20 protein-coding genes, 2 tRNA genes and 1 pseudogene are annotated in these 24,977 nt (G+C 75.8%); 8 read left to right on the top strand and 15 right to left on the bottom strand.

Annotated features, from left to right (window positions below; genetic code table 11):
- Positions 1 to 59: 59 nt before the first annotated feature.
- From clpX to V9U69_RS00985, 5 genes are all read right to left on the bottom strand, one after another.
- Positions 60 to 1,352 carry an ATP-dependent Clp protease ATP-binding subunit ClpX gene (gene clpX, locus V9U69_RS01005; RefSeq protein ID WP_337059422.1) on the bottom strand — a complete coding sequence of 431 codons (1,293 nt, stop codon included), beginning with the start codon at positions 1,350 to 1,352 and terminating at the stop codon, positions 60 to 62.
- Positions 1,353 to 1,528: 176 nt separating this feature from the next.
- The gene (locus V9U69_RS01000; protein WP_337059421.1) at positions 1,529 to 2,182 is read right to left on the bottom strand and encodes an ATP-dependent Clp protease proteolytic subunit; all 654 of its coding nucleotides are present in this window, start codon (positions 2,180 to 2,182) and stop codon (positions 1,529 to 1,531) included.
- A 64-nt stretch (positions 2,183 to 2,246) separates the two neighbouring features.
- The gene (locus V9U69_RS00995; RefSeq protein WP_242129496.1) at positions 2,247 to 2,822 is read right to left on the bottom strand and encodes an ATP-dependent Clp protease proteolytic subunit; all 576 of its coding nucleotides are present in this window, start codon (positions 2,820 to 2,822) and stop codon (positions 2,247 to 2,249) included.
- A 247-nt stretch (positions 2,823 to 3,069) separates the two neighbouring features.
- Positions 3,070 to 4,545, bottom strand: a complete 1,476-nt coding sequence (tig, locus tag V9U69_RS00990; RefSeq protein WP_337059420.1) for a trigger factor — start codon at positions 4,543 to 4,545, stop codon at positions 3,070 to 3,072.
- A gap of 164 nt (positions 4,546 to 4,709) precedes the next feature.
- Positions 4,710 to 4,783, bottom strand: a tRNA-Pro gene (locus tag V9U69_RS00985).
- 107 nt (positions 4,784 to 4,890) lie between these two features.
- Here V9U69_RS00985 and V9U69_RS00980 point away from each other — a divergent pair.
- Positions 4,891 to 4,961, top strand: a tRNA-Gly gene (locus V9U69_RS00980).
- Between the two features lie 54 nt (positions 4,962 to 5,015).
- Here V9U69_RS00980 and V9U69_RS00975 read toward each other — a convergent pair.
- Positions 5,016 to 5,462, bottom strand: coding sequence for a hypothetical protein (locus V9U69_RS00975; protein ID WP_337059419.1), 447 nt, complete (start codon positions 5,460 to 5,462; stop codon positions 5,016 to 5,018).
- 69 nt (positions 5,463 to 5,531) lie between these two features.
- Positions 5,532 to 5,987 (bottom strand): hypothetical protein, encoded by a 456-nt coding sequence (locus V9U69_RS00970; protein ID WP_337059418.1) that lies wholly within the window; start codon positions 5,985 to 5,987, stop codon positions 5,532 to 5,534.
- Between the two features lie 58 nt (positions 5,988 to 6,045).
- Here V9U69_RS00970 and V9U69_RS00965 point away from each other — a divergent pair, with 58 nt between their 5' ends.
- Complete coding sequence (locus tag V9U69_RS00965; protein WP_337059417.1) at positions 6,046 to 7,248, top strand: glycerate kinase; 1,203 nt, start codon at positions 6,046 to 6,048, stop codon at positions 7,246 to 7,248.
- A gap of 7 nt (positions 7,249 to 7,255) precedes the next feature.
- On the opposite strand, the gene V9U69_RS00960 is transcribed toward V9U69_RS00965, so the two are convergent.
- From V9U69_RS00960 to V9U69_RS00950, 3 genes are all read right to left on the bottom strand, one after another.
- On the bottom strand, positions 7,256 to 8,113 hold the full coding sequence (locus V9U69_RS00960) for an Fpg/Nei family DNA glycosylase (RefSeq protein ID WP_337059416.1): 858 nt from the start codon (positions 8,111 to 8,113) through the stop codon (positions 7,256 to 7,258).
- Positions 8,114 to 8,126: 13 nt separating this feature from the next.
- Entirely contained in the window at positions 8,127 to 8,600 is a 474-nt protein-coding gene (locus V9U69_RS00955; RefSeq protein WP_337059415.1) for a ribose-5-phosphate isomerase, read from the bottom strand.
- Positions 8,601 to 8,678: 78 nt separating this feature from the next.
- Positions 8,679 to 9,296 (bottom strand): mycothiol-dependent nitroreductase Rv2466c family protein, encoded by a 618-nt coding sequence (locus V9U69_RS00950; RefSeq protein ID WP_337059414.1) that lies wholly within the window; start codon positions 9,294 to 9,296, stop codon positions 8,679 to 8,681.
- 154 nt (positions 9,297 to 9,450) lie between these two features.
- On the opposite strand from V9U69_RS00950, the gene pepN reads away from it, so the two are divergent.
- Positions 9,451 to 12,006, top strand: a complete 2,556-nt coding sequence (pepN, locus tag V9U69_RS00945; RefSeq protein ID WP_337059413.1) for an aminopeptidase N — start codon at positions 9,451 to 9,453, stop codon at positions 12,004 to 12,006.
- Positions 12,007 to 12,051: 45 nt separating this feature from the next.
- Here pepN and V9U69_RS00940 read toward each other — a convergent pair whose 3' ends face one another.
- The gene (locus V9U69_RS00940; RefSeq protein ID WP_337059412.1) at positions 12,052 to 12,396 is read right to left on the bottom strand and encodes a WhiB family transcriptional regulator; all 345 of its coding nucleotides are present in this window, start codon (positions 12,394 to 12,396) and stop codon (positions 12,052 to 12,054) included.
- A gap of 140 nt (positions 12,397 to 12,536) precedes the next feature.
- On the opposite strand from V9U69_RS00940, the gene V9U69_RS00935 reads away from it, so the two are divergent.
- Entirely contained in the window at positions 12,537 to 13,049 is a 513-nt protein-coding gene (locus tag V9U69_RS00935) for an N-acetyltransferase (RefSeq protein WP_337059411.1), read from the top strand.
- Here the strand turns inward: V9U69_RS00935 and V9U69_RS00930 are convergent.
- The 3 genes and pseudogenes from V9U69_RS00930 to malQ form a co-directional block, all read right to left on the bottom strand.
- Positions 13,012 to 15,009, bottom strand: coding sequence for an ATP-binding protein (locus V9U69_RS00930; RefSeq protein ID WP_337059410.1), 1,998 nt, complete (start codon positions 15,007 to 15,009; stop codon positions 13,012 to 13,014). The two genes, V9U69_RS00935 and V9U69_RS00930, sit on opposite strands and share 38 nt — an antisense overlap.
- A gap of 400 nt (positions 15,010 to 15,409) precedes the next feature.
- Positions 15,410 to 15,979 (bottom strand): annotated as a pseudogene (locus V9U69_RS19275) (AfsR/SARP family transcriptional regulator); the annotation flags it as partial.
- Between the two features lie 252 nt (positions 15,980 to 16,231).
- Complete coding sequence (gene malQ, locus V9U69_RS00920) at positions 16,232 to 18,442, bottom strand: 4-alpha-glucanotransferase (protein ID WP_337059408.1); 2,211 nt, start codon at positions 18,440 to 18,442, stop codon at positions 16,232 to 16,234.
- Positions 18,443 to 18,566: 124 nt separating this feature from the next.
- Here malQ and V9U69_RS00915 point away from each other — a divergent pair, with 124 nt between their 5' ends.
- From V9U69_RS00915 to V9U69_RS00900, 4 genes are all read left to right on the top strand, one after another.
- Positions 18,567 to 20,699 carry a prolyl oligopeptidase family serine peptidase gene (locus V9U69_RS00915; protein ID WP_337059407.1) on the top strand — a complete coding sequence of 711 codons (2,133 nt, stop codon included), beginning with the start codon at positions 18,567 to 18,569 and terminating at the stop codon, positions 20,697 to 20,699.
- Positions 20,700 to 20,742: 43 nt separating this feature from the next.
- Complete coding sequence (locus V9U69_RS00910) at positions 20,743 to 21,837, top strand: mechanosensitive ion channel family protein (protein ID WP_337059406.1); 1,095 nt, start codon at positions 20,743 to 20,745, stop codon at positions 21,835 to 21,837.
- A 77-nt stretch (positions 21,838 to 21,914) separates the two neighbouring features.
- The gene (locus tag V9U69_RS00905) at positions 21,915 to 23,495 is read left to right on the top strand and encodes an SDR family oxidoreductase (protein ID WP_337059405.1); all 1,581 of its coding nucleotides are present in this window, start codon (positions 21,915 to 21,917) and stop codon (positions 23,493 to 23,495) included.
- Between the two features lie 35 nt (positions 23,496 to 23,530).
- Complete coding sequence (locus V9U69_RS00900; protein ID WP_442907527.1) at positions 23,531 to 23,941, top strand: globin; 411 nt, start codon at positions 23,531 to 23,533, stop codon at positions 23,939 to 23,941.
- A gap of 49 nt (positions 23,942 to 23,990) precedes the next feature.
- On the opposite strand, the gene egtD is transcribed toward V9U69_RS00900, so the two are convergent.
- Entirely contained in the window at positions 23,991 to 24,962 is a 972-nt protein-coding gene (gene egtD / locus V9U69_RS00895) for an L-histidine N(alpha)-methyltransferase (RefSeq protein WP_442907526.1), read from the bottom strand.
- Positions 24,963 to 24,977 lie beyond the last annotated feature (15 nt).

Below are 24,977 nucleotides of genomic sequence, written 5' to 3'. Positions count from 1 at the left end.
GTGCTGATCAGCACGGGGACGGGGCCCTTCGCCGGTCCGGCGGCACCCGGCCGCGGACCTCAGGCCGACTTCTCGCGACGCTCCCGGCTGCCCTTGCGCGCCGGCGCCTCCCGCGGCACCAGCGTGGGGTTGACGTTCTTCAGGACCACCTCGCGGGTCACCACCACGCGGGCGATGTCGTCGCGGCTGGGCACGTCGAACATCACCGGCAGCAGCACCTCCTCGAGGATCGCGCGCAACCCGCGGGCACCGGTGCCGCGCAGGATGGCCTGGTCGGCCACCGCCTCCAGCGCGTCGGGGGTGAACTCCAGCTCCACGCCGTCCAGCTCGAACATCCGCTGGTACTGCTTGGCCAGGGCGTTGCGCGGCTCGGTGAGGATGCGCACCAGCGCGTCCCGGTCGAGGTTCTCCACCGACGTGATGACGGGCAGGCGACCGATGAACTCGGGGATGAGCCCGAACTTCATGAGGTCCTCGGGCATGACGTCACCGAACGTCGGCTCCGGCTTGGCCGTCCCCGTGGGCCGCAGCTGCGCACCGAAGCCGAGGCCCTGCTTGCCCGCCCGGGACTCGATGATGCGGTCCAGCCCCGCGAAGGCGCCCCCCACGATGAACAGCACGTTCGTGGTGTCGATCTGGATGAACTCCTGGTGCGGGTGCTTGCGGCCGCCCTGCGGCGGCACGCTCGCGGTGGTGCCCTCGAGGATCTTCAGCAGCGCCTGCTGAACGCCCTCGCCGGAGACGTCCCGCGTGATCGAGGGGTTCTCCGACTTGCGGGCGATCTTGTCGACCTCGTCGATGTAGATGATGCCCGTCTCGGCCTTCTTGACGTCGTAGTCGGCGGCCTGGATGAGCTTCAGGAGGATGTTCTCGACGTCCTCGCCCACGTAGCCGGCCTCGGTCAGGGCCGTGGCGTCGGCGATGGCGAAGGGGACGTTGAGCATCTTGGCCAGCGTCTGCGCCAGGTACGTCTTGCCGCAGCCCGTGGGGCCGATCAGCAGGATGTTCGACTTGGAGATCTCGACGGCCTCGTCGCGGCCCTTCGCGGCCGGCTCCCCGACCTGGATGCGCTTGTAGTGGTTGTAGACGGCCACCGCCAGCGACTTCTTGGCCGAGGACTGGCCGATGACGTACTGGTCGAGGAACTCGAAGATCTCCCGCGGCTTGGGCAGCTCCACCAGGCCCAGGTCGTTGGCCTCGGCGAGCTCCTCCTCGATGATCTCGTTGCAGAGGTCGATGCACTCGTCGCAGATGTAGACGCCGGGGCCGGCGATGAGCTTCTTGACCTGCTTCTGGCTCTTTCCGCAGAAGGAGCACTTCAGCAGATCGCCACCGTCACCGATGCGTGCCACCGACGGATTCCTCTCCTCGTCCTGCTCGACGGGTCCGCGGACCCCGCGGGAGCCGGGTCCCCGGCACCGTCACGACTCGTCCACGCTACCCGCCGGGTGCGCGCCGCGGACTCATTACACGCCCCCGGGGGACACGGTGCCAGACCGGCCCCCCGGGACGCTCGGTGCGCTGCTGCCTAACGGGTGACCGCGGACGCCTTGCGGCTGACCAGCACCTCGTCGATCAGGCCGTACTCGACCGCCTCCTGCGCCGAGAGGAACTTGTCGCGCTCGATGTCCGCGCCGACCTGCTCGGCGGTGCGGCCCGAGTGCGCCGCCAGCGTCTCCTCCAGCCAGGTGCGCATGCGCAGGATCTCGTTCGCCTGGATCTCCAGGTCGGAGGCCTGCCCGTAGCCGCCGCCGGACATCGCCGGCTGGTGGATGAGGATGCGGGCGTTCGGCAGCGCGAAGCGCTTGCCGGGGGTGCCCGCCGCCAGCAGGACGGCCGCCGCGGAGGCGGCCTGGCCCATGCAGTACGTCTGGATGTCCGGGCGGATGTACTGCATCGTGTCGTAGATCGCCGTCAGGGCCGTGAAGGACCCACCGGGCGAGTTGATGTACATGATGATGTCGCGCTCGGTGTCCTGGGACTCCAGGACGATCAGCTGGGCGATGATGTCGTCCGCCGAGGCGTCGTCCACCTGCACGCCGAGGAAGATGATGCGGTCCTCGAAGAGCTTGGTGTACGGGTCCGAGCGCTTCATCCCGTAGGACGTGCGCTCCTCGAACTGCGGCAGCACGTAGCGCGCCGACGGCGCGTACGCGGGGTTCAGGCGGCTGTGCTGGTCCATCGGGCGGTCTCCCATCTGGGCGGTCAGGTGCGGCGGGAGGTGCAGCGGGGGCCGGCCCCCGGGCTCACGCACCGGTGCCCCCACCGCCGGAGACCTCGCTGGAGCGGCCCACGACGTGGTCGATCAGGCCGTACTCCTGGGCCTCCTCCGCCGTGAACCAGCGGTCCCGGTCGGAGTCGCGGGTGATGGTCTCGTAGCTCTGACCGCTGTGCTGCGCGATGAGCTCGGCCATCTGCTTCTTCGTCATGATGATCTGCTCGGCGAGGATCTTGATGTCGCTCGCGGAGCCGCCCAGGCCACCCAGGGGCTGGTGCATCATGATCTTGGCGTGGGGCAGCGCGGAGCGCTTGCCCGCGGCACCGGCGCACAGCAGGAACTGGCCCATCGAGGCCGCCAGACCGGTGGCGATGGTCGCCACGTCCGGCTTGATGTACTGCATCGTGTCGTAGATCGACATGCCCGCGGAGACCGAGCCGCCGGGCGAGTTGATGTACATGTAGATGTCGGCGTCCGGGTCCTCGGCCGCCAGCAGCAGCAGCTGCGCGCAGATGGCGTTGGCCATCTCGTCGCGGACCTCCGAGCCCAGCCAGATGATCCGCTGCTGCAGGAGCCGCTGGTAGACGTTGTCGTCGAGGCCCATCCCCGGCGTGCCCGGCGTGCGGGCGTGCTGCGGCGTCACCAGTCCCGGTGCGCTCAAGATCTCGCTCACGCTGTTCCCTGGCCCTCTCCTGGCGTCGACCACCCCCGCGGACGGGGGCCGGCGGAGGGTCCCGCCGATCTCGATCGACCCTAACGCGCAGGCCGTCGGGGGCATGTCGGGGCCGGGGCCTTTTCGCTGTGGGCGCACCGGCGCCGGCCCCGGGGGCCGGCGCCGGTGCGGCCGGGGGTCAGGCCCTGTCCTGGTCCTCGGCGTCCTGCGGCTGCCCGGTCGCGGCCGCGTCGGCCGCGGCCTGCGCGTCGTCACCCACGGGGTCGACCGTCTCACCGGTCTCCGGCGCGTCCGCCGCGTCCTCGGCACCGTCCGCGCGCTGCTCGACGGCCTCCGCGGGAACGCCCTCGGGGGCGCCCGCGGGAGCCTCCTCGTCGTCCTCGGGACCGCCCACGAGCTCCTCGAGGTCCACCACGTTGCCCGAGGCGTCCTTGACGGTGGCCTTCTCCATCGCCACCGCCAGGGCCTTGCGGCGGCGCACCTCGTTGACCATCGCGGGGACCTGCCCGGACTGGTCGACCATCTGCACGAACTGGTTGGGCTCCATGCCGTACTGCTGGGCCTGACCGATCAGGTACTCCAGCAGCTCCTGCTGCTCCACGCCGATCTCCTCGCGCTCGGCGAGGGCGTCGAGGAGCAGCTGGCTGCGCAGCGCGGCGCGCGTGCTCTCGTCGATCTCCGCGCGGTGCTCGGCGTCCTCCAGGCGGCCCTCGCGCTCGAGGTGGGAGTGGATCTCCGCCTCGACGAGCGACTCGGGCACCGGCACCTCGACCAGCTCCAGCAGCTTCTCCAGGACGCGGTCGCGCGCCTGCAGGCCCTGCTCGAACTTCTTGGACTGCTCGACCTGGGTGCGCAGGTCGGCGCGCAGCTCCTCCAGGGTGTCGAACTCGCTGGCCAGCTGCGCGAAGTCGTCGTCGGCCTCGGGCAGGACGCGCTCCTTGACGGACTGCACCGTCACGGTGATCTCGGCGTCCTCGCCCTTGCGGTCACCACCGGCCAGGGGGGCGGTGAAGGTGGTGCTGCCCTCGGCGGACAGGCCCGTCACGGCGTCGTCCAGGCCGACGATCATGTTGCCCTGGCCGACCTGGTACGAGATGCCCTTGGCGGTCTCGATCTCCTCGCCGGCGATCTCGGCGCGCAGGTCCAGCGAGACGAAGTCGCCGTCGGCGGCCGGGCGGTCCACGCCGGTCAGGGTGCCGAAGCGCTCGCGCAGCGACGTCAGCCGCGCGTCGACGTCCTCGTCGGAGATGGACAGGTCGTCCACCGACACCTCGAGGTCCTCCAGGACCGGCAACTCCAGGCTCGGGCGGACGTCCACCTCGACCGAGAAGCGCAGGTCGCCGCCGGTCCTGGGGTCCGGCGCCTGGGAGACGTCGACGGTGGGCTGGCCCAGCGGGCGCAGCTCCTTCTCCTCCACCGCGCGCTGGTAGAACTTCGGCAGCGCGTCGTTGACGGCCTCCTCCAGCACCGCGGCGCGGCCGAAGCGCTGGTCGATCACGCGCGGGGGCACCTTGCCCCGGCGGAAGCCCGGCACCTGCACCTGGCCCGCGATCGACTTGTAGGCGGCGTCGAGGCTCGGCTTCAGCTCGTCGTAGCCGACCTCGACGGTCAGCTTCACCCGGGTCGGGTTGAGGGTCTCGACGTCGCTCTTCACAGCGGGGTTCTCCTGGGGTCTCTCCGCGCGGTGCGGAGGTCGTGGTCAGGCGTGCGGTGCACCGGGGTGCCCCGGCGCACCGCGGAAGCCTAGCCGTCCGCGCCGGGGCGTCGTCCCGCCCGAGCGCCGCGGCACGTCGGCCGCGGACCACCGGGCGGTGGCCGTCGGGGTACCCGGATTCGAACCGGGGGCCTTCCGCTCCCAAAGCGGACGCGCTACCAAGCTGCGCCACACCCCGCGACCCGCCGCGCACGGCGGGTACCGCGACAGGCTACCGCTGCGGACCCGTTAAGCTGGGCACCGACCGCGGCGCACGCCCCTTCCGGGGGCGCGTGGAGCGGTCGCGCGGGCGTAGCTCAATGGTAGAGCCCTAGTCTTCCAAACTAGCTACGCGGGTTCGATTCCCGTCGCCCGCTCCGCACGCGCGAAGAGCCGCCGCCCCTCCGGGCGGCGGCTCTTCGCGTCCGCGCTCAGAACCGGTTGACGTCGGCGAGCTCGCACGTCACCTCCGCGGGCGGGTCGGCGACGTCGCCCACCGCCTGGACCTCGACCACCTGCCCGGAGCGCACGTCGTCCGCCGTCGCCTCCACCTCGGTCAGCGGCTGCCCGTCCGGGCCGGCGACCGCGACGGTGATGACGTAGCTGCGCGGGTCCACCTCGCCGTTGTTGACGGTCAGGCCCGCGACGACCCGCCCGTCGACGACCAGGCAGGAGTCCACGACGACCTCCTCCTCGACGGCGGCGTCACCCACGGGCGGCGCCTCGTCGGTGACCTCCTCGACCTCCTCCTCGGCGGGGCCGAGGTCCTCCTCGTTGACCACCTCGGTCTCCTCGGTGGTGCTCTCGGTGGTCTGCGTGCTGCACCCGGCCAGCGCGACCAGACCGGCGACGGACAGGGACATCAGCGCGACGCGCACGGCACTCTCCTCGCTCGGGACTGCCTCCAACGTGGCACACCCGGGCGCGAGCGGCGCGCCGGAACGCGATCACGCCCACCGCGGGCGCCGGGGCGGCGGCCAGCCGGCGGCCGGGGCGAGACGCTCGACCACGGCCGCCAGCTGCTCCGGCGTCAGGAAGGACGGGTTGGCGCCCACGGGGACCCGCACCACCTCCGCCGAGCGGAAGCGGGCGTCGGCCAGCAGGTCCGCGCGCGGCACCGGCTCGGCCAGCGGCCGCAGCGCCACGCGCACCGCGCCGTCGGCGGGCGCGGCCAGCACCTCCCCCACCGCCCGGACGCCGGCGTCGCGGCCGCTGCGCCACAGCAGCACCGGCGCCCCCGCGCGCACCAGCCCGAGGCGGTACGTCGGGTGCACGCAGCGGGCCAGCTCCACCGCCTCCCCCACCGCGCGCCCCGCCGGCGCACCCGCCAGGCCGGCCACGTCGGCGGCCGTCTTCAGCACCCAGCACGCCACGTCACCGGCCGTCAGCCTCCCGCTCGCCACGGGCGACATCGTGCGCACCCGGCCCCCGCGGCGCACGCGCACCTGGCAGGCTGGCGCCGTGATCGCGCGGACACCGGTGTCGCTGCCCCTGCACGTCGTCGTCGCCCCCGACAAGTTCAAGGGGTCCCTGACCTCCGCCGAGGTGTGCGCGCGCGTGGCCGCGGGGCTGCGCGCGGGCTTCGGCGCGGCCCGGGCCGCGGCGGACCTGCGGGTCAGCGAGGTGCCGGTCGCCGACGGGGGCGAGGGCACGGTGGACGCCGCGGTCGCCGCCGGCTGGCGCGCGGTCACCACCACGGTGGCCGGGCCCACGGGCGAGCCCGTGGCGGCGACCTGGGCCCGCCGGGAGGACGGAGCGGCGGCCCTGGTGGAGCTGGCCCAGGCGTCGGGGCTGGACCGGCTGCCCGGCGGCGTGCGCGCCCCGCTGGCCGCGACCTCCCGCGGCACCGGCGACCTGGTGCGCGCCGCCCTGGACGACGGCGCCCGCGAGGTCGTGCTGGCGGTCGGCGGCAGCGCCTGCACGGACGGCGGGGCCGGGCTGCTGGCCGCCCTGGGGGCGCGGCTGCTCGACGCCGACGGGCGGGAGCTGCCCGACGGCGGCGGGGCGCTGAACCGCCTGGAGCGCGTGGACCTGGAGGGCCTGGACCCGCGGGTGCGGCAGGTGCGCTGGACGCTGGCCGCCGACGTGGACAACCCGCTGCTGGGCCCGCGCGGGGCGGCGGCGGTCTTCGGCCCGCAGAAGGGCGCCGACCCGGCTCAGGTGGCCGCGCTGGACGCGGGCCTGACCCGCCTCGCCGACGCGCTGGCGGCCGCCGGCGCCCCGGACGCGCGCGAGGCGCCCGGGGCGGGGGCCGCCGGCGGCACCGGCCTGGTGGCGCTCGGCCTGCTCGGCGCCCGGCGCCGGCCCGGTGTCGAGGTCGTCCTGGAGCTGGTGGGCTGGCCGCAGCGTGCCGCGGGCGCCGACCTCGTCGTCACCGGGGAGGGCAGCTTCGACGAGCAGTCGCTGGGCGGCAAGACGCCCGTGGGCGTGGCGCGGGCCGCGGCGCAGCTGGGGGCACCGGTCGTCGTCGTCAGCGGCCGGCGGGCGCTGCCCGAGGAGCGCTGGCGCGCCGCCGGGTTCGTGGACGCCCGCGCCCTGACCGACGTGGAGCCGGACACGACGCGCTGCCTGGCGCACGCCGGGCCGCTGCTGGAGGACCTGGCGCGCGGGCTGGGCGCCGAGCTGGCCGCCGAGGTCGCCGCCGGGGCCACCGGCGGTCGGTGAGGGAGGGTCAGGCCGGCTGGCAGGTGGGGCACCAGAACAGGTGCCGGGCGACCATCTGCGCGTGCCGCACCGGGGTGCCGCACACCCGGCACGGCTGCCCCCCGCGCCGGTAGACGTAGAAGCGGTCCTCCTCCGACGGCGCACCGCGCGGGTCCGAGCGGTGCGCCGGGCGGGTGGTGACGATGCGCCCGGTGCGCACGTCCGTCCCCAGCAGGTGCACCGCGTCGGCCCACAGCGCGTCCCACGCCTCGCGCCCCAGCTCCCGGCCCGGCCGGTACGGGTCCACCCCGGCGCGGAACAGCAGCTCCGCGCGGTAGATGGCCCCGAGGCCCGCGACGACCTCCTGCTGCATGAGCAGGGCACCCACCGCGACGCGGGAGCGCTGCACCACCGCGAAGGCGGCGTCGGGGTCGGCGTCCGCGCGCAGCGGGTCCGCGCCCAGTCGCGCGTGCAGCTGCGCGACCTCCGCGGCGGTGAGCACCGTGCAGGCGTTCGGCCCGCGCAGGTCCGCCCAGCCGCTCTCGGCGACCAGGCGGGCGCGCACCGCGCCGCGCGGCTCGGGCGGCTCCCCCTCGCCCAGCGTCCACGTCCCGTACAGGCCCAGGTGCACGTGCAGCACCCGCTCGGCCCCGGCGTCGGCCCCGGTGCCGTCGCCGGTGTCGTCGCCGGTGTCGTCGCCGGTGTCGTCGCCGGTGTCGAGGAGCAGGTGCTTGCCGTGCGCGTCGGCGCCGCGCAGGACCCGCCCGTCGAGCAGCGCAGCGCCCTCGGCGAAGCGTCCCTGCGGGCTGCTGACGGTCAGCCGCCGGCCGCCGAAGCGCTCGCCCAGGACGCGCGCGTGGCGGTGGACGACGTTGCCCTCGGGCACCGCGGTGCCCGGGTCAGGCGTGCGGCAGCGGCGGCAGCTCGCCGGTGCGCGCGTACTCGGTGAGCATGTCGATGCGGCGCTGGTGGCGGGGGTCGCCGGAGAACGGGGTGGCCAGGAAGGCGTCGACGATCGCGGTGGCCTCCTCGAGGGTGTGCATGCGCGCGCCCACGCCCACGCACTGCGCGTCGTTGTGCTCGCGGGCCAGCTGCGCGGTCTGCACGGACCAGGCCAGGGCGCAGCGGATGCCGGGCACGGCGTTCGCGGCGATCTGCTCGCCGTTGCCCGAGCCGCCGATCACGACGCCCAGGCTGCCCGGCTCGGCGGCCACGGCGGCCGCGGCGGCCAGCACGAAGGGCGGGTAGTCGTCGACGGCGTCGTACTCGGCCGCGCCGTGGTCGACGACGTCGTGGCCCTGCTCGCGCAGGTGCGCCACGAGGTGCTGCTTGAGCTCGAAGCCGGCGTGGTCGGTGCCGATGTGGACGCGCATGGCGACAGCTTGGCAGGCCCGCCCGGGGCGGTCCCGCCGGGTCCCCGCGAGCCGGCGGGACCCGGCGGGCCGGTCGCCTCAGTCGAAGACGGGGCCCTGCGTGCGGGTGCGCTTGAGCTCGAAGAAGCCGGGCGTGCGCGCCACGAGCAGGCAACCGTCCCAGAGCCTGCCCGCGTCCTCGCCCTTGGGGGCGGGGGTGACCACGGGCCCGAAGAAGGCGGTGCCCTCGAAGGCGACGACGGGGGTGCCGACGTCCTCCCCGACCAGGGAGATGCCCTCGGTGTGCGAGGCGCGCAGCTGCGCGTCGTAGGTGTCGGTGCGCGCGGCGCTCGCCAGGTCGGCGGGCAGACCCACCTCGTCCAGGGACTGGGCGATCACCTCGTCGAAGTCCTTGTTCCCACCGGGGTGGATGCGGGTGCCCATGGCGGTGTAGAGCGGCAGGACCACCTCCTCGCCGTGCAGCGCCCGGGCGGCGGTGACCACGCGCACCGGCCCCCACCCGCGGTCCATCAGGTCGCGGTACTCCGGCGGCAGGTCCCGGCCCTCGTTGAGCACCGACAGGCTCATCACGTGCCAGCGGACGGTGACGTCGCGGACCTTCTCCACCTCGAGCATCCAGCGCGAGGTCATCCAGGCCCAGGGGCACAGCGGGTCGAACCAGAAGTCGGCGCTGTCCTTCGCGGGGGTCGTCGTCATGGCGCCATCCTGCCCCGCGCACCGGCAGGCGGCCACGGCGCGGCGGGCGGGGAGGAAACCGCCGGTCGCGGTGTCGGCCGGTCGTGGCAGAGTGGCGCGCGGCTGGACGAGGGGCCGCCTCCCAGCGCACCCGGTGGACCGGAAGGACGTGGACGTGCCCGGCGAGAACCTGACGCGCGAGGAGGCCCGCGCCCGCGCGGAGCTCGTGCAGGTCGACACCTACGACGTGGAGCTGGACCTGACGACGGGTCCGGAGGTGTTCCGCTCGGTGACGACCGCCCGCTTCCGCTCGCGCGAGGGCGCGTCCACGTTCATCGACCTGATCAGCACCGCGGTGCACGAGGTCACCCTCAACGGCCGGCCGCTGGACGCGGCGGCCGTCAGCGACGGCGTGCGCGTGCAGCTCGACGGCCTGGCCGAGGAGAACGAGCTGCGCGTGGTGGCGGACTGCCGGTACATGAACACCGGTGAGGGCCTGCACCGCTTCGTCGACCCCGTCGACGACGAGGTGTACCTGTACACGCAGTTCGAGGTGGCCGACTCCCGCCGGGTGTTCGCCGTCTTCGAGCAGCCCGACCTCAAGGCCGCCTTCACCTTCACGGTGACCGCGCCGGCGCACTGGCGCGTGATCTCCGGGGCGCCCGTGGCCGGCACCGACGAGGTCGAGCGCGGCAGGCGGTGGCGCTTCGAGCCCACCCCGCGCCTGTCCAGCTACGTCACCGCGATCATCGCCGGCCCGTACGAGGGCTCCGAGGACTCCCTGGTCTCCGCCGACGGCCGGACGATCCCGCTGGGCGTGTACTGCCGAAAGTCGCTCGTGGAGCACCTCGACGCGCACAACGTCGTGGCCGCGACGAAGGCCGGCTTCGAGTTCTTCGAGCGCGAGTTCGAGCGGCCCTACCCGTTCGCCAAGTACGACCAGGTCTTCGTGCCCGAGTTCAACGCCGGGGCCATGGAGAACGCCGGCGCGGTCACGTTCGTGGAGAGCTACGTCTTCCGCTCCCGGGTGCCGCGGGCGACCGTGGAGCGCCGCGTCGTGACGGTGCTGCACGAGCTGGCGCACATGTGGTTCGGCGACCTGGTGACCATGCGCTGGTGGAACGACCTGTGGCTGAACGAGTCCTTCGCCGAGTTCGCCAGCACCCTGGCCGCCGCCGAGGCCACCGAGTGGACGGGCGCCTGGACGACCTTCAACTCCCTGGAGAAGTCCTGGGCCTACCGCCAGGACCAGCTGCCGACCACCCACCCGATCGTCGCCGAGATCAACGACCTCGAGGACGTCGAGGTGAACTTCGACGGCATCACCTACGCCAAGGGCGCCAGCGTCCTCAAGCAGCTCGTCGCCTACGTGGGCCGGGAGGAGTTCCTCGCCGGCGTGCGCGCCTACTTCCGCCGCCACGAGTGGGGCAACACCGAGCTGGTGGACCTGCTGCGCGAGCTGGAGACCACCTCCGGCCGCGACCTGGGCGCCTGGTCGCGCGAGTGGCTGGAGACCGCGGGCGTCGCCACCCTGCGGCCCGTGCTCGAGACGGACGCCGACGGCACGATCACCTCCGCGGTGCTGCGCCAGGAGGCGCCCGCCGAGCACCCGCACCTGCGCTCGCACCGGCTCGCCGTCGGCTGCTACGACCTCGTCGACGGCGAGCTGCGGCGCACCGCCCGCATCGAGCTGGACGCCGCCGGGGAGAGCACCGAGGTGCCCGAGCTGGTGGGCCGGCCGCGCCCCGCGCTGCTGCTGGTCAACGACGACGACCTCGCCTACGCCAAGATCCGGCTGGACGACGTGTCGCTGGCGACGGCCCTGGAGCACCTGGACGCCTTCACCGAGTCGCTGCCGCGCTCGCTGGTGGCGGCGGCGCTGTGGGACATGACGCGCGACGGCGAGCTGGCCGCGGGCGACTACGTCGACCTGCTGCTCGGCACGCTGCTGCCCGGTGACGCGGCGCGCGCCGACTCCACCGTCGCCCTGGTGCTGCTGCGGCAGCTGACCACGACCGTCGAGCTGTACACCGCCCCCGCGCGCCGCGAGGACGTCAAGGACCGCACCGCGGCTGCCCTGCTGGAGATGCTGCGCGCGGCCGCGCCCGGCAGCGACACCCAGCTGCAGTTCGCCCGCGCGTTCGCCTCCTTCGCGCGCGGCGAGGAGCACCTGGCGGTGGTGCGCGGCCTGTACGAGGGGACCTCGGTCATCGAGGGCCTGGAGGTCGACGCGGACATGCGCTGGGCGCTGCTGACGTCGCTGGTGGCGGGCGGCGCGGCCGACGACACGGCGGTGGAGGCCGAGCTGCGGCGCGACGCCACCGCGACCGGGCAGCGCGCGGCGGCCGCGGCGCGCGCGGCCCTGCCGACCCCGGCGGCCAAGCGCACCGCGTGGGAGGAGGTCGTCGAGCGCGGCACCCTGCCCAACGCCGTGCAGGCCTCGGTGATCGCCGGGTTCGGCCGGGTGCGCGAGCGCGACCTGCTGCGGCCGTTCGTCGAGCCGTACTTCGCCGCGCTGCGCACCGTGTGGGAGCAGCGGACCAACGAGATGGCGCAGCAGGTCGTCACCGGCCTGTACCCGCTGGTGCTGGCCGACGGCGAGCTGCTGGAGCGCACCGACCGCTGGCTGGCCGAGGCGCAGGACGCCCCGCCGGCCCTGCGGCGCCTGGTGCTGGAGAACCGCGACTCGGTGGCGCGCGCGCTGCGCGCCCAGGAGCGCGACGCGCGCTGACCCGGTCTGGGCGGGCGTCCCCCGGTGGATCGGGGGACGCCCGCCTCACAGCACCGGGGTGAGGGGCGGGGCGTCCTTGCGGGGGCGGCCGCGGCCGCGGCGGTAGGCGACGGCGACCCCGCCGACGAAGAGCTGACCGCCCCACACGCCGGCGGGCTCGCGGCGGGCGAGGGCCCCGGCCAGGCAGGCCGCTCGCAGCGGGCACGGCGAGCACAGCGCCTTCGCGGCCAGCACGAGCTCCTGCTCCTCGGCGAAGAAGAGGTCCGCCGGCACCGTGCGGCACGGCGGCGCGGGTGCGCCGCGCGACGGGGTGAGCGGCGGGGCGAGCGAGGACCGCCCGTCGCGGGCCTGCGGGAGGGCGGTGGCTGGGACCGGGGTTGCTGCCTGCACGCCACCGAGCGTGTCCCGCCCGCCTTGCCGTCGACCTGCACGCGTCGTGCCCTCGCTCCCCCGGTGCTGCAAGCGGCCGGCAAGGGCGCCCGGGCACCCTGGGCGGGCCGCCGACCGGCGGCGTCGCGAGAGGAGAGCCCGTGCCCGAGGACCGCGCCGTGGAACCGTGGCTGCCGCCGTGGTTCCGGCACCCCACCCGCCTGGACCTGCCCACCGGCCACCACCTGCGCCCGATCCGTGAGGTGGACGTGGACCTGGACCTGCCCGCGGTGACGAGCTCGCGCGAGCGCCTGTGGTCCATCTACGGCGCCGCGTGGGGCTGGCCCCCGGAGGGCATGACCCGCGAGCAGGACCGCCTCGACCTGGCCCACCACGAGGCGGAGATCGCCCGGCACGAGTCGTTCAACTACGCGCTGTTCGACGACGAGGAGGCCGAGCTGCTGGGGTGCGTGTACCTGGACCCCGCGGGCCGGGTGGGCGCCGACGCGGACGTGTCGTGGTGGGTCGTGGACCGTCTCGTCGGCTCGGAGCTGGAAGCGGTGCTGGACGCGGAGGTGCCGCGCTGGGTGCGGCGCGACTGGCCGTTCACCCGGCCCCGGTTCGTGGGGCACGACCTCAGCTGGGAGCAGTGGCTGGCGCTGCCCGCGCCGTGAGCCCCGCGCCGGGCGCCCGGTCGGGCTCACCCGCGCCGGGCGCCCGGTCGGGCTCGCCCGCGTCGGTCGCCCGGTCGGGCTCGCCCTCCCCGGTGGCCAGCCGCACGACGTCCGCCACGGGCAGGGCCCGCCCCGCGGTCACCGCCGCCGCGAAGCGGTCCTCGCCCAGCGCCTCGCGCAGCCGCTCCCGGGCCGCGGCCAGCTGCGCGTCGTCGCGCAGGTAGAAGCCGTACACGTCGGCGCCCACGGTCTCCCGAGCTGCGCGGGCCGCGCCCAGCGCGGTGGCGAGCCGCTGCGCGTCCTCCCCCGCCACCGGCTCGTGCGCGCCGGCGCCGAGCACGACGAGCGCGTCGAGGAAGTGGGAGAGGTTCGCCAGGTCACCGACCTGGGCGGACAGGGCCGTGCCCTCGCGCAGGTGGCGCCGCGCGGCGAGCGGGTCGCGCGGGGCCTCCGCCTGGGCGAGGTTGTACAGCGCCACGAACGTGGTCAGCCGGTCCCCGCGGGCGCGGGCCAGCGCCAGGCCCGCCTCGAAGTGCTCCCGCGCCCGGCGCGGTGCGTCCGGGCCGCCGAGTGCTGTCAGCGCCGTGCCCGTCCACACGTGCCCCAGCGCCTGGAGCCACGGCCCGTCGGAGGCGGCGGGCAGCGCCGCGGCCAGCGGCAGCGCGGTGCGCAGCCGGGCGACGGCGGTGGCGGCGTCGCCGCGGGCCAGCGCCGTGATGCCGGTGCCGGCCGTGGTGTGCGCGAGCGCCTCGTCGTCGCCGCCGGCCTCGGCCAGCCGGTGCGCGCGCTGCCACACCTCCTCGGCGTGCTCGTGCTCGCCCTGCGCGAAGAGCATCGCGCCCAGGGCGAGGTCCACCCGCACCCGCACCCGGTCCGTCAGGCCCGGCACGTCGAGCACGGCCTCGCAGGCGCGCCGGCCCACCGCGAGGTGGCCGTGCATCCACCAGAACAGCCACATCGCCCACACCAGCCGCCCGGCGGTCTCGCCATCGCCGGCGGCGCAGGAGGAGTCCACGGCGGCCAGCAGGTCGGCGTGCTCGCGCTCGACGCGGCGCAGCCACCCGACCTGCGCGTCGCGCTGGTAGCCGACGTACGCCTCCTCCGCGAGGGCGAGGTGGGCGGCGGCGTGGGCGGCGGCGACTCGCGCGCGCTCGTCCTCGCCGAGCAGGCGCCGGGCGTGCTGGCGGGTGGGCTCGAGCATCGAGAAGCGGGCCCCGTCGCCCGTGTGCTCGACGCGCACCAGGGACTGCTCGACGAGCGCCTCCAGCACCGGCAGGACCGCCGGTCCCTCCACGGCCTCCAGCACCGGCAGGGTCCATCCGCCGGCGAAGACGGCCAGGCGGCGGAAGAGGCGCCGGGCGGGATCGTCCAGCAGACCGATGCTCCAGTCGAGGGTGGCCTGCATGGTCCGCTGCCGTTCCGGCAGGTCGCGCCGCCCACCGGAGAGCGCCTCGTCCAGGCGGGTCAGCAGGTCCCGGGGACTCAGCACGCGCACCCGCGCGGCGGCCAGCTCCAGCGCCAGGGGGATGCCGGCGAGCGCGGCGCACACGTCGGCGACGGTCCGCGCGTCGTCGCGCTCCACGGTGAAGCCGGGCACCACGTCCCGCGCGCGCTCGCAGAACAGCGTGACGGCCGGGGAGGCCAGCACCTCCCCCGGGCTCGCGGTGGCGCCGGGCAGCGCGAGCGGCTCGACGCGGTGCTCCACCTCGCCGCCCACGCGCAGCGGGGCGCGGCTGGTGACGAGCACGGACAGGTCCGGGCAGGCGCGCACCAGCTCCGCGACGTCGGCGGCCGCGTCGAGGAGGTGCTCGAGGTTGTCCAGCACGAGGAGCAGCCGCAGGGGGCGCAGGTGGGCGGCCACGGCGTCGCGGGCGGCGGGGCCGTCGACGGCGCCCGCGCCCACGGCCCGGGCCACGGCGGGCAGCACGGCCCCGGCGTCGTCGAGGGTCGCCAGCGGCACCAGCACGGCCCCGTCGGGGGAATCGCGAGCCGGCCGTGCCCGCGGCGCGCTGCGCCAGGGCGAGGGCGAGGCGGGTCTTCCCGACGCCGCCGGTGCCGGTGAGCGTGAGCAGGCGGGCGCCGTCGTCGAGGAGCCGGTGCAGACGGGCGAGGTCGTCCTCGCGCCCGAGCAGCGGCGTGGGCGGCACGGGCAGCGGCGGGCGCCGCGGTGCCGCGGCACCCGGTGGGTCCACGACCACCTGCCCCGGCCGCCCGGTCTGCCCGGGCTGTCCGGGCTGCCCGGTGTGCCCGGTGTGCCCGGGCCGGGGCGGTTCCGGGGCGTCGAGGGCGGGGTCCTGCCGCAGGACGAGCTCGTGCAGCCGGCGCAGCCGCGGGCCGGGGTCCACGCCGAGGGCGTCGGCGAGCAGCACCCGCCCCTCCTCGAAGGTGCGCAGCGCGTCGGCCTGCCGGTGGCAGCGGTACAGGGCGAGCACGAGCGAGGCGCGCAGGCCCTCGCGGAACGGCTCGGCGGCCACGAGGGCCGGCAGGCGCTCGGCGAGCTCGTGGTGCCGGCCGAGGGTCAGGTCCAGGCCGGCGGCGAGCTCCTCGGCCTCCAGCCGCTGCTCGTGCAGCCGGTCGGCCTCGGCGCGGGCGAAGCCGGCGGGGACGTCGGCGTAGGCGGTGGGTCCGCGCCACAGCGCCAGGGCCCGCGCGACGGCGTCGCGGGCCGCGGCGGGCTCGGCGGTGCCGCGGGCGGTGCCGACCAGCCGGCGGAACTCGGCGGCGTCCAGCGCCCCCGGCTCCAGCACCAGCGCGTACCCGGGGGCGCGGGTGCGCAGCACGCTCCAGCCGTCCGGCGGTCGCCGCGGCTCCAGGCGGCGGCGCAGGCGTGAGACGTAGCTGTGCACGGTGGAGGCCCCGGCGTCCAGGCCGCCGTCGTCCCAGAGCCGGTCGGCGAGGGTGTCGGCGGCCACGACGCGCCCGGCGTCCACGGTGAGCGCGGCCAGCAGGGTGCGCAGGGAACCGCTGAGCGGCAGGGGGCCGTCGGCGGTGCCGACCTCGACCGGTCCCAGGACCCGCACCGCGAGCGCCGTCGTCACCGGCTCAGGGTAGGTCCGCGGCGGACAGGGCGGGGCCAGGTCGCTGCAAGGTCCCTGCAAGGCGGGCCGGTCAGGCTGGTGCCGCCGGCGCCGGGGGGAGCCGGAGGGACGGGCGGACCGGGGGGACCGCCCGTCCCGGGGGTGTCAGCGGGAGGGGCCCCGGCCGCTCGCGTCCTCGGCGCCCTCCTCGTCGCCACCGCGCACGGCGGCCTCGACGACCCGCGCCAGCGAGCGCGCCCGCGCGTCGGCGGGCAGGTCGTCCAGGAGGACCACCCGGCCGTCGGGGCCGGTCAGCGGCATCTTCCAGTTGGGGTGCTCCAGGGCGGTGCCCGGCTGGTTCTGGGTGCGGCGGTCGCCGACGGCGTCGACGAGGGACACGCCGATCATCAGCGAGGGCGCCAGGGCCAGGTACCGGTGCAGCGCCTCGACGGTCTCCTGCTCGCCGGCGCCCTCGCGCAGCAGGCCGCGCTCGCGGACCAGGCCGAGGATGCGGTCCTGCTCGGCCCGGTCGCGGCGCCGCTCCTCCTCCACGGGGCGGGTCAGCAGCCCGAGGCGGTCGCGCAGGGCGACGTGCTCCTGCGCGAGGTACCCGGCGGTGGGCGGCAGGTCGTGGACGGTGACGCTGGCCAGGGCCAGTTCGCGGTAGTCCTCGGGACGGCGCGGGCTGGCGCCGTCGTACTCGAACCACAGCACCGCGCTGCCGAGCACGCCTCGCTCGGCGAGGTACTCGCGCACCCACGGCTCGACGGTGCCGAGGTCCTCGCCGACGACGACGGCGCCGGCGCGCTGCGCCTCCAGCGCGAGGATCCCGATGAGCGCCTCGTGGTCCAGGCGCACGTAGGTGCCCTCGGAGGCGGGCGCGCCGGCGGGGATCCACCACAGCCGGAAGAGGCCGAGCACGTGGTCCACGCGCAGGCCGCCGGCGTGGCGCAGGATGGTGCGGACCATGTCCCGGAACGGCGCGTACGCCTGCTCGGCGAGGCGGTCCGGGCGCCACGGCGGCTGGCTCCAGTCCTGGCCCTGCTGGTTGAAGGCGTCCGGCGGGGCACCGACGCTCACGCCGTGGGCGAGGGCGTCGCCCAGGGACCACACGTCGGCGCCGTCGGGGTGCACGCCCACGGCGAGGTCGTGGACGATGCCGGGCCCGGTCTCGGCGGCGGTGGCGAGGTCCTGCGCGGTGCGCAGCTGCTCGTCGCACTGCCACTGCAGCCAGCGGTGGAACTCCACGCGGTCGGCCAGCTCGTCCAGGGCGCCGGAGGCGGCGGCGCGCTCGGGGGTGGAGACCTCCTCGGGCCAGTCGCTCGCGGGCAGCCCGTGGCGCTCGGCGAGGGCGCACCAGGTGGCGAAGTCCGTCAGGCCGGGGTCCTCGGCGGCGACGTAGCGGCGGAAGGCGGCTTCGCGCGCCGGGGTGCGCCCGTGCCGGAAGAGGATCTCCAGGGCGCGCCGCTTGGCGGCCCACACCGCGTCGCGGTCGATCTCGCCGGCGTCGGTGTTCGCCGGCCGGCAGCCGGCGGCCAGCTCCTCGACGGCGGCGCGGTCGGCGGGCGCCAGGTAGGCGACCTCGTGCACGTCCTCCACCCGCAGGTAGACGGGGTTGACGAAGCGGCGGGTGGTCGGCAGGTACGGGGAGGGTTCCATCGGCGGCACGGGCGAGGCGGCGGCCAGCGGGTTGACCAGCACCCAGCCGGCGCCCTGCTCGGCGGCGTAGGAGGACAGCTCCCCCAGGTCCGCGAGGTCGCCGATGCCCCAGGAGCGCGACGAGCGCACCGAGTACAGCTGCGTCTGGTAGCCCCAGCTGCGCCCGCGCTGCAGGGCCTGCGGCAGCTCCAGCGCGTCGGGGGTGACGACGAGCGGGCACGAGGCGTCCCCGGAGGGGGTGTGCACCCGCAGCTCGTGCCAACCCAGCGGCAGGTCCTCGGGCACCTCGAAGGTGGCCCGGCCGGTGAGGCGGCCGTCGACGTGGACGGGGTCGACCCAGCGGTCCACCTGCCGCAGCGCCGCCCAGCCGCCGTCCTCCAGCTGCACCACGAGCTCCACGGGGTCACCGTGCGGGACGTGCACGGGCACCTGGTGGGGGCGGCCCTCCCGGGTGACCACGACGGGCGGCAGGGTGCGCCGCCAGGGCCGCAGCCGCACCTCGTGCAGCGACTCGGCGACCGCCGCGGGGCCGGAGACGTCCAGGCCCATCGCGGTCAGGACCGCCTCGACGGTGGAGCGGCGGACGGTGCTCTCCTCGCCCTGCCAGTCGGTGAACCGGGTGGCCACGCCGCAGGCGGCGGCGAGCTCCAGCAGCTGCGGGTCGGGGCGGTCCCCGGGGACGGGGCGCGGGTCGGTGCGCGGGGCGTCGGACGGCACGCGGCCGACTCTGCCACGCGGCGCCCGTCCCGGCCCGTCCACACGTCCCCCGCCCGGCACCCGCCCCGCTCGTCCACGCGGCGCCGGGGCCGGGGCGCCGGCGCGGTGCCTAGGGTGGGCGTCCATGGACACCCCCGCGACCAGCCCGCCCGCCCCGCGCCTGGACCTCGTGGAGGAGCTGCACGGCGTGGCCGTCGACGACCCGTACCGCTGGCTGGAGGACGCCGACGACCCGCGCACGCGCGAGTGGTCGGCGTGGCAGGACAGCGCCTGGGAGCGGTTCGCGGCGGGCCTGCCGGGCCGCGAGCGCCTGGAGCGGCGGGTGCGCGAGCTGATGGCCACGGGCGCGGTGGGTGCGCCGGTGCACCGCGGCGAGCGGGTGTTCCGCAGCCGCCGCGACCCGGGCGCGGAGCACGCGGTGCTGCGGGTGACCGACGCGCCGGGCGGCGCCGAGCGCGTCCTGGTGGACCCGGTGGCGCTGGACCCGACCGGCACGACGACGCTGGACTCCTGGCGGCCCAGCGTCGAGGGGGACCTGCTGGCGTACCAGCTCTCCGAGGGCGGCAGCGAGGAGAGCGTGCTGCGGGTGCTGGACGTGGCCAGCGGCGAGGTCGTCGACGGCCCGGTGGACCGGGCCCGCTACTCCCCCGTGGCGTGGTTGCCGGCGCGCGAGGGCGAGCCGCGCGCCTTCTACTACGTGCGGCGCCTGCCGCCGGAGCGGCTGCCGCAGGCCGAGCGCCAGTACCACCGCCGCGTGTACCTGCACCGGGTGGGCAGCGACCCGGCCGAGGACGTCGAGGTGTTCGGCGCCGGGCGGTCGATGACGAACTACTACGGGGTGTGGACCTCGCGCGACGGGCGCTGGCTGGTGGTCAGCGCCTCCGACGGCACCGCCCCGCGCAACGACGTGTGGATCGCGGACCTGGCGGCGTCCGCGCCGGACGCGCCGGTGCTGCGCGAGGTCGTCGAGGGCGTGGACGCGCAGACGAGCGCGTGGGTGGGCCGCGACGGCCGGCTGTACCTGCTGACCGACCTGGACGCCCCGCGCGGGCGCCTGGCGGTGGCCGACCCGGCCGAGCCGGGCGTGGCGCACTGGCGCGAGCTGGTGCCGCAGGCGGACGACGCGCTGCTGGAGGACGTCGCCGTGCTGGACGGGCCGGAGCTGGCCGAGCCGCTGCTGGTGCTGGGCTGGACCCGGCACGCCGTCTCGTCGATCAGCGTGCACGAGCTGGCGAGCGGGCGGCGCCTGCCGGGCGCGGCGGGCACGGTCGAGCTGCCGGGCACCGGGTCGGCCGGCGGGCTGGTGACGCGCCCGGAGGGCGGGCACGAGCTCTGGTTCGGCTTCACGACCACCACCAGCCCCGCGCACGTGCACCGCTACGACGCCCGCGACGGCTCCCTGGTGGTGGACGCCGCCCCGCCCGGCGCGGTGGCGGTGCCTGCGGTGACGAGCCGCCTGCTGGAGTACCGCAGCGACGACGGCACCGTGGTGCGCCTGCAGGTCACCGCGCGCACCGACGCCCTCGACGAGGACGGCCGGCCCCGCTCGCCCGCGCCGGCGATCCTGTACGGGTACGGCGGTTTCGGGATCAGCCTGTCCCCGCACTACGCGCCGGACGCGCTGGCGTGGGTGGAGGCCGGCGGCGTGCACGCGGTGGCGAACCTGCGCGGCGGGGGCGAGGAGGGCGAGGACTGGCACCGCGCCGGGATGCGCGAGCGCAAGCAGAACGTCTTCGACGACTTCCACGCCGCCGCCCGGTTCCTCGTCGAGCAGGGCTGGACCACGCACGGGCAGCTGTGCGTGCACGGCGGGTCCAACGGCGGCCTGCTCGTGGGTGCCGCCCTGACCCAGCAGCCGCAGCTGTTCGCCGGGGTGGTGTGCTCCGCGCCGCTGCTGGACATGGTCCGCTACGAGCAGCACGGGCTGGGCGCGACGTGGAGCGAGGAGTACGGGACGGCGGCCGTGGCCGAGGAGTTCGGCTGGTTGCTGTCGTACTCGCCGTACCACCGCGTCGTGGAGGGCACGGCCTACCCGGCGGTGCTGTTCACCGTCTTCGACGGCGACTCGCGGGTGGACCCGCTGCACGCGCGCAAGCTGTGCGCGGCGCTGCAGCACGCCACGTCCTCCGGCCGCCCGGTGCTGCTGCGCCGGGAGGGTGACGTCGGGCACGGCGCGCGCTCGGTCTCGCGCAGCGCCGGGCTGGTGCGCGACACCCTGGCCTTCGCCGCGGCCGCCACCGGCCTCGACCTGTCCTGAACCGTCCCGATCGACCGCTCCCCGGAAGGAGCCCCACCTCCCCGTGTCCGAACCCCTGTCCGACGTCATCGAGACCGAGACCGCCCAGGCCACCGAGGCGGCGACGGAGACCGCCGGCGAGGTCTGGCGGTTCCTGCTCGACAAGCCCCTGAAGATCGTCATCGTCCTGGTGGTGTGCTTCGTGGCGCGCTACCTGCTGCTGCGGATCATCAGCCGCGTCGCCGACGGCATCGCCACGGGCGCCAGCCGCCTGGGCGGGCGCGGCGGCCGGCGCAACGGGCTGCTGGAGTCGTCCCCGCTGCTGTCCGAGCGGCGCGAGCAGCGGGCCGGGACGATCGCCTCGGTCCTGAAGAGCGCCACGACGCTCGTGCTGGGCATCGCCGCGGTGATGTCCGTGCTCGACATCGTCGGCGTGTCCATCGCCCCGTTCCTGGCGTCGGCGGGGATCGCCGGCGTCGCCATCGGCTTCGGCGCGCAGGCGCTCGTGAAGGACTTCCTGTCCGGCTTCTTCATGCTCGCCGAGGACCAGTACGGCGTCGGCGACGTCGTGGACCTCGGCGACGCCTCCGGCACGGTGGAGGCCGTGGGCCTGCGCGTGACGCGGCTGCGCGACGTGCAGGGCACCGTCTGGTACGTGCGCAACGGCGAGATCATCCGGGTGGGCAACCAGAGCCAGGGCTGGGCGCGCGCCGTGCTGGACGTCTCCGTCGCCTACGGCGAGGACGTCGCGCACGTGCAGGAGGTGCTCCAGCGCATCGGCGACGCCCTGGCCGCGGAGGACGACTGGAAGGCGCTGGTGCTGGAGCGCCCCGAGGTGTGGGGCGTGGAGCAGATGGCCGCCGACGCGATCGTGCTGCGCCTGGTCGTCAAGACCGCGCCCCTGCAGCAGTGGGCGGTGCAGCGCGAGCTGCGCCGGCGCATCAAGGCGGCGTTCGACGCCGAGGGCATCGAGTTCCCCTTCCCGCAGCGCACCGTGTGGCTGCGCAACGACGACGCGCGGCCGCAGGCGAAGCCGGCGCCGGGGAGGGTGGACCCGGCGGCCGCGGCGGGTTCGCACCCGCCGCCGCGCAGCGAGGCGGACGTGTCCGCCGAGACGACGGCGACGGTCGACCCGGACGCGGTGAAGCGGGGGCTCTGAGCGCGTCCCGCCGCGCTGCGGGGGCCGGCGGGCCCGACCGGTTCGCCGGCCGGGCGGCCGGCCCCCAGACTGACCGCGTGTACGACGACACGACTCCCACCGCGGCCCCGCCCGGCCCCGCCCACGAGGTCGGCGACGGCCGGGGGCGGCTCGCGCTGGTCACCGGCGTCAGCGGCTACATCGGCGGGCGGCTGGTGCCGGAGCTGCTGGCCGCCGGGTTCCGGGTGCGGGCGGTGGCGCGGCGCCCGGAGGAGCTGCGGGACCGGCCGTGGGCGGAGCGGGTGGAGCTGGTGCGGGCGGACGCCGCCGACCCCGAGGGCACCGGTGCCGCCCTGGAGGGCGTGGACGTCGCCTACTACCTGATCCACGCGATGAGCAGCGGGGCGTCGTTCTCCGCGACCGACCGCCGCACGGCGCGCACGTTCGCCCGCGCCGCCGCGGCCCGGGGTGTGGGCCGCGTGGTGTACCTGGGAGGGCTGTTCCCCGAGGGGGAGGAGCTGTCCACGCACATGGAGTCGCGCCGCGAGGTCGGCGAGATCCTGCTGGACTCCCCCGTGCCCACGACCGTGCTGCGCGCCGCCGTCATCATCGGGTCCGGTTCGGCGAGCTTCGAGATGGTGCGCCACCTCACCGAGCGCCTGCCGGCGATGGTGTGCCCGAGGTGGGTGAGCAACCGCGTCCAGCCCATCGCGGTGCGCGACGTGCTGCGGTACCTGGTCGGCTCGGCGGACATGCCGCCGGAGGTGAACCGCGCCTTCGACATCGGCGGGCCGGACGTGCTGACGTACCTGGAGATGATGCGCGGCTACGCCGAGGTGGCGGGTCTGCCCAAGCGGCGCGTGCTGCCGGTGAACGTGCTGACGCCGCGCCTGTCGAGCCACTGGGTGGGCGTGGTGACGCCGGTGCCGAAGCGGATCGCGCAGCCGCTCGTGGAGAGCCTCGTGCACGAGGTGGTGTGCACCGAGCACGACATCGCCGAGCACGTGCCGGACCCGCCGGAGGGGCTCATCGGGTTCCGGGAGGCGGTGCGCCTGGCGCTGCAACGGGTGCAGGAGGCGAACGTGGCGACCCGCTGGTCCAGCGCGTCGGTGCCGGGAGCGCCCAGCGACCCGCTGCCCTCGGACCCGGACTGGGCCAGCGGCAACCTGTACGTGGACGAGCGCACCACCGTCGTGGACGCTCCCGCGCACGTGCTGTGGCGGGTGCTGGAGGGCATCGGCGGCGAGCGCGGCTGGTACTCGTGGCCGATGGCGTGGGCGGTGCGCGGGGTGCTGGACCGGTTCTCCGGCGGCCCGGGGCTGCGGCGCGGACGGCGCGACCCGCACCGTCTCGTGGTGGGCGACGCGGTGGACTGGTGGCGGGTCGAGGAGCGCGAGGAGGACCGGCTGCTGCGGTTGCGCGCGGAGATGCGGTTGCCGGGGCTGGCGTGGCTGGAGCTGCGCGTGGAGAGCGACCCGGTGGGGCGCACCCTGTTCCGCCAGCGGGCGCTGTTCCACCCGAGGGGCCTGGCGGGTCAGGCGTACTGGGCGGCGATCAGCCCGTTCCACGACGTGGTGTTCGGCGGGATGCAGCGCAACGTCAAGCGGGCGGCGGAGGCCCGTGCGCAGGCGCGGGCCGGTGCGGAGCCCCCGCCGGCGGGGGCGACACTGGTGGGGTGAGCCCCGACAAGCCCCTGGTCCGGCCGGAGAACCTCCTGGGCCGCGAACCCGCCGGTCCCGACGGCGGCACGATCACCTTCTACGAGGAGGTGGGCGGGCGCGAGACCTTCGTGCGCCTGGTGGACGTCTTCTACGACGGCGTCGCCGGTGACGAGGTGATGCGCCCCATGTACCCGGAGGCGGACCTGGGGCCGGCGAAGGAGCGCCTGCGGATGTTCCTGGAGCAGTACTGGGGCGGGCCGACGGCGTACTCCGAGCAGCGCGGGCACCCGCGGCTGCGGATGCGGCACGCCTCCTTCAAGGTGAACCCCGACGCCCGGGACCGCTGGCTGGCGCACATGCGCGTCGCGGTCGACTCCCTGGGGCTGCCGCCGGCGCAGCACGGGCTGCTGTGGGGCTACCTGGAGCGGGCGGCGCACAGCCTGCTCAACACGTTCGACGACTGAGGGTCCCGCGAGGTCGCGGGGCCGGGTTCGCGGCCGGGCGACGGGGTGGTCACCCCCGCGGCACGGCCAGGCTGAGCGCGACGTCGCCGCGGGTGTCGGTCCACCAGTGCGTCAGGTCCAGGCCCGCGGCGTCCAGTTCCGCGGTGAGGGTCTCGCGGCGGAACTTGCTGGAGACCTCGGTGCGCAGCTCCTCGCCCCGGGCGAAGGGGACCTCCAGCTCCAGGGCCGGGATCCGGACCACCAGGTCGCGACGGGCGCGCAGGCGCATCTCGATGCGCTCGTGCTCGGGCACCCAGGCGGCGACGTGGTCGAAGTCGGCCGGGTCGACGTCGGCGCCGAGCTCGCGGCGCAGCACGTGCAGGACGTTCTTGTTGAACTCCGCGGTGACGCCCGCGGCGTCGTCGTAGGCGGCGACGAGGCGGGTGGTCTCCTTGACCAGGTCCGCGCCCAGCAGCAGGGCGTCCCCGGGTCCCAGGGTGGCGGCCAGGGAGCGCAGGAACTGCGCCCGGGGCGCGGGTTCGAGGTTGCCGATCGTGGAGCCGAGGAACGCGACGAGCCGTCGGCCGCCGCGCGGCAGGCGGTCCAGGTGGTGCTCGAAGTCGCCCACGACGGCGTGCACGGCGACGCCCGGGTGGGCGGCGGCGACGCTGGTGCCGGCGGCGACGAGGGTGACGCCGTCGACGTCGAAGGGGACGAACCGGCGCAGGGTGCCGGCGTCGGCGAGCGCGGCCAGCAGCAGGCGGGTCTTCTCGCTGGTGCCGCTGCCGAGCTCCACGAGGGTGTCGGCGCCGGTGGTGGTGGCGACCTCGCCGGCGACCCGTTCGAGGAGCTCGCGCTCGCGGCGCGTGGGGTAGTACTCCGGCAGCCGGGTGATCTCGTCGAACAGGCGGCTGCCTCGCTCGTCGTAGAACCACTTCGGCGGCAGCGTCTTCGGGGTTCCCGTCAGGCCGGTGCGGACGTCGCGGCGCAGGGCGTCGGCGAGCACGTCCGGGGTGAGGTGCCGCTCGACGACGAGGGGCAGGGCGTCGGTGGCGGG

Source organism: Kineococcus sp. G2 (genome assembly GCF_037154035.1).
GTDB lineage: Bacteria > Actinomycetota > Actinomycetes > Actinomycetales > Kineococcaceae > Kineococcus.
Note: the sequence above shows the minus strand (reverse complement) of the source record. Positions and strands in the feature narration are given on the sequence as shown.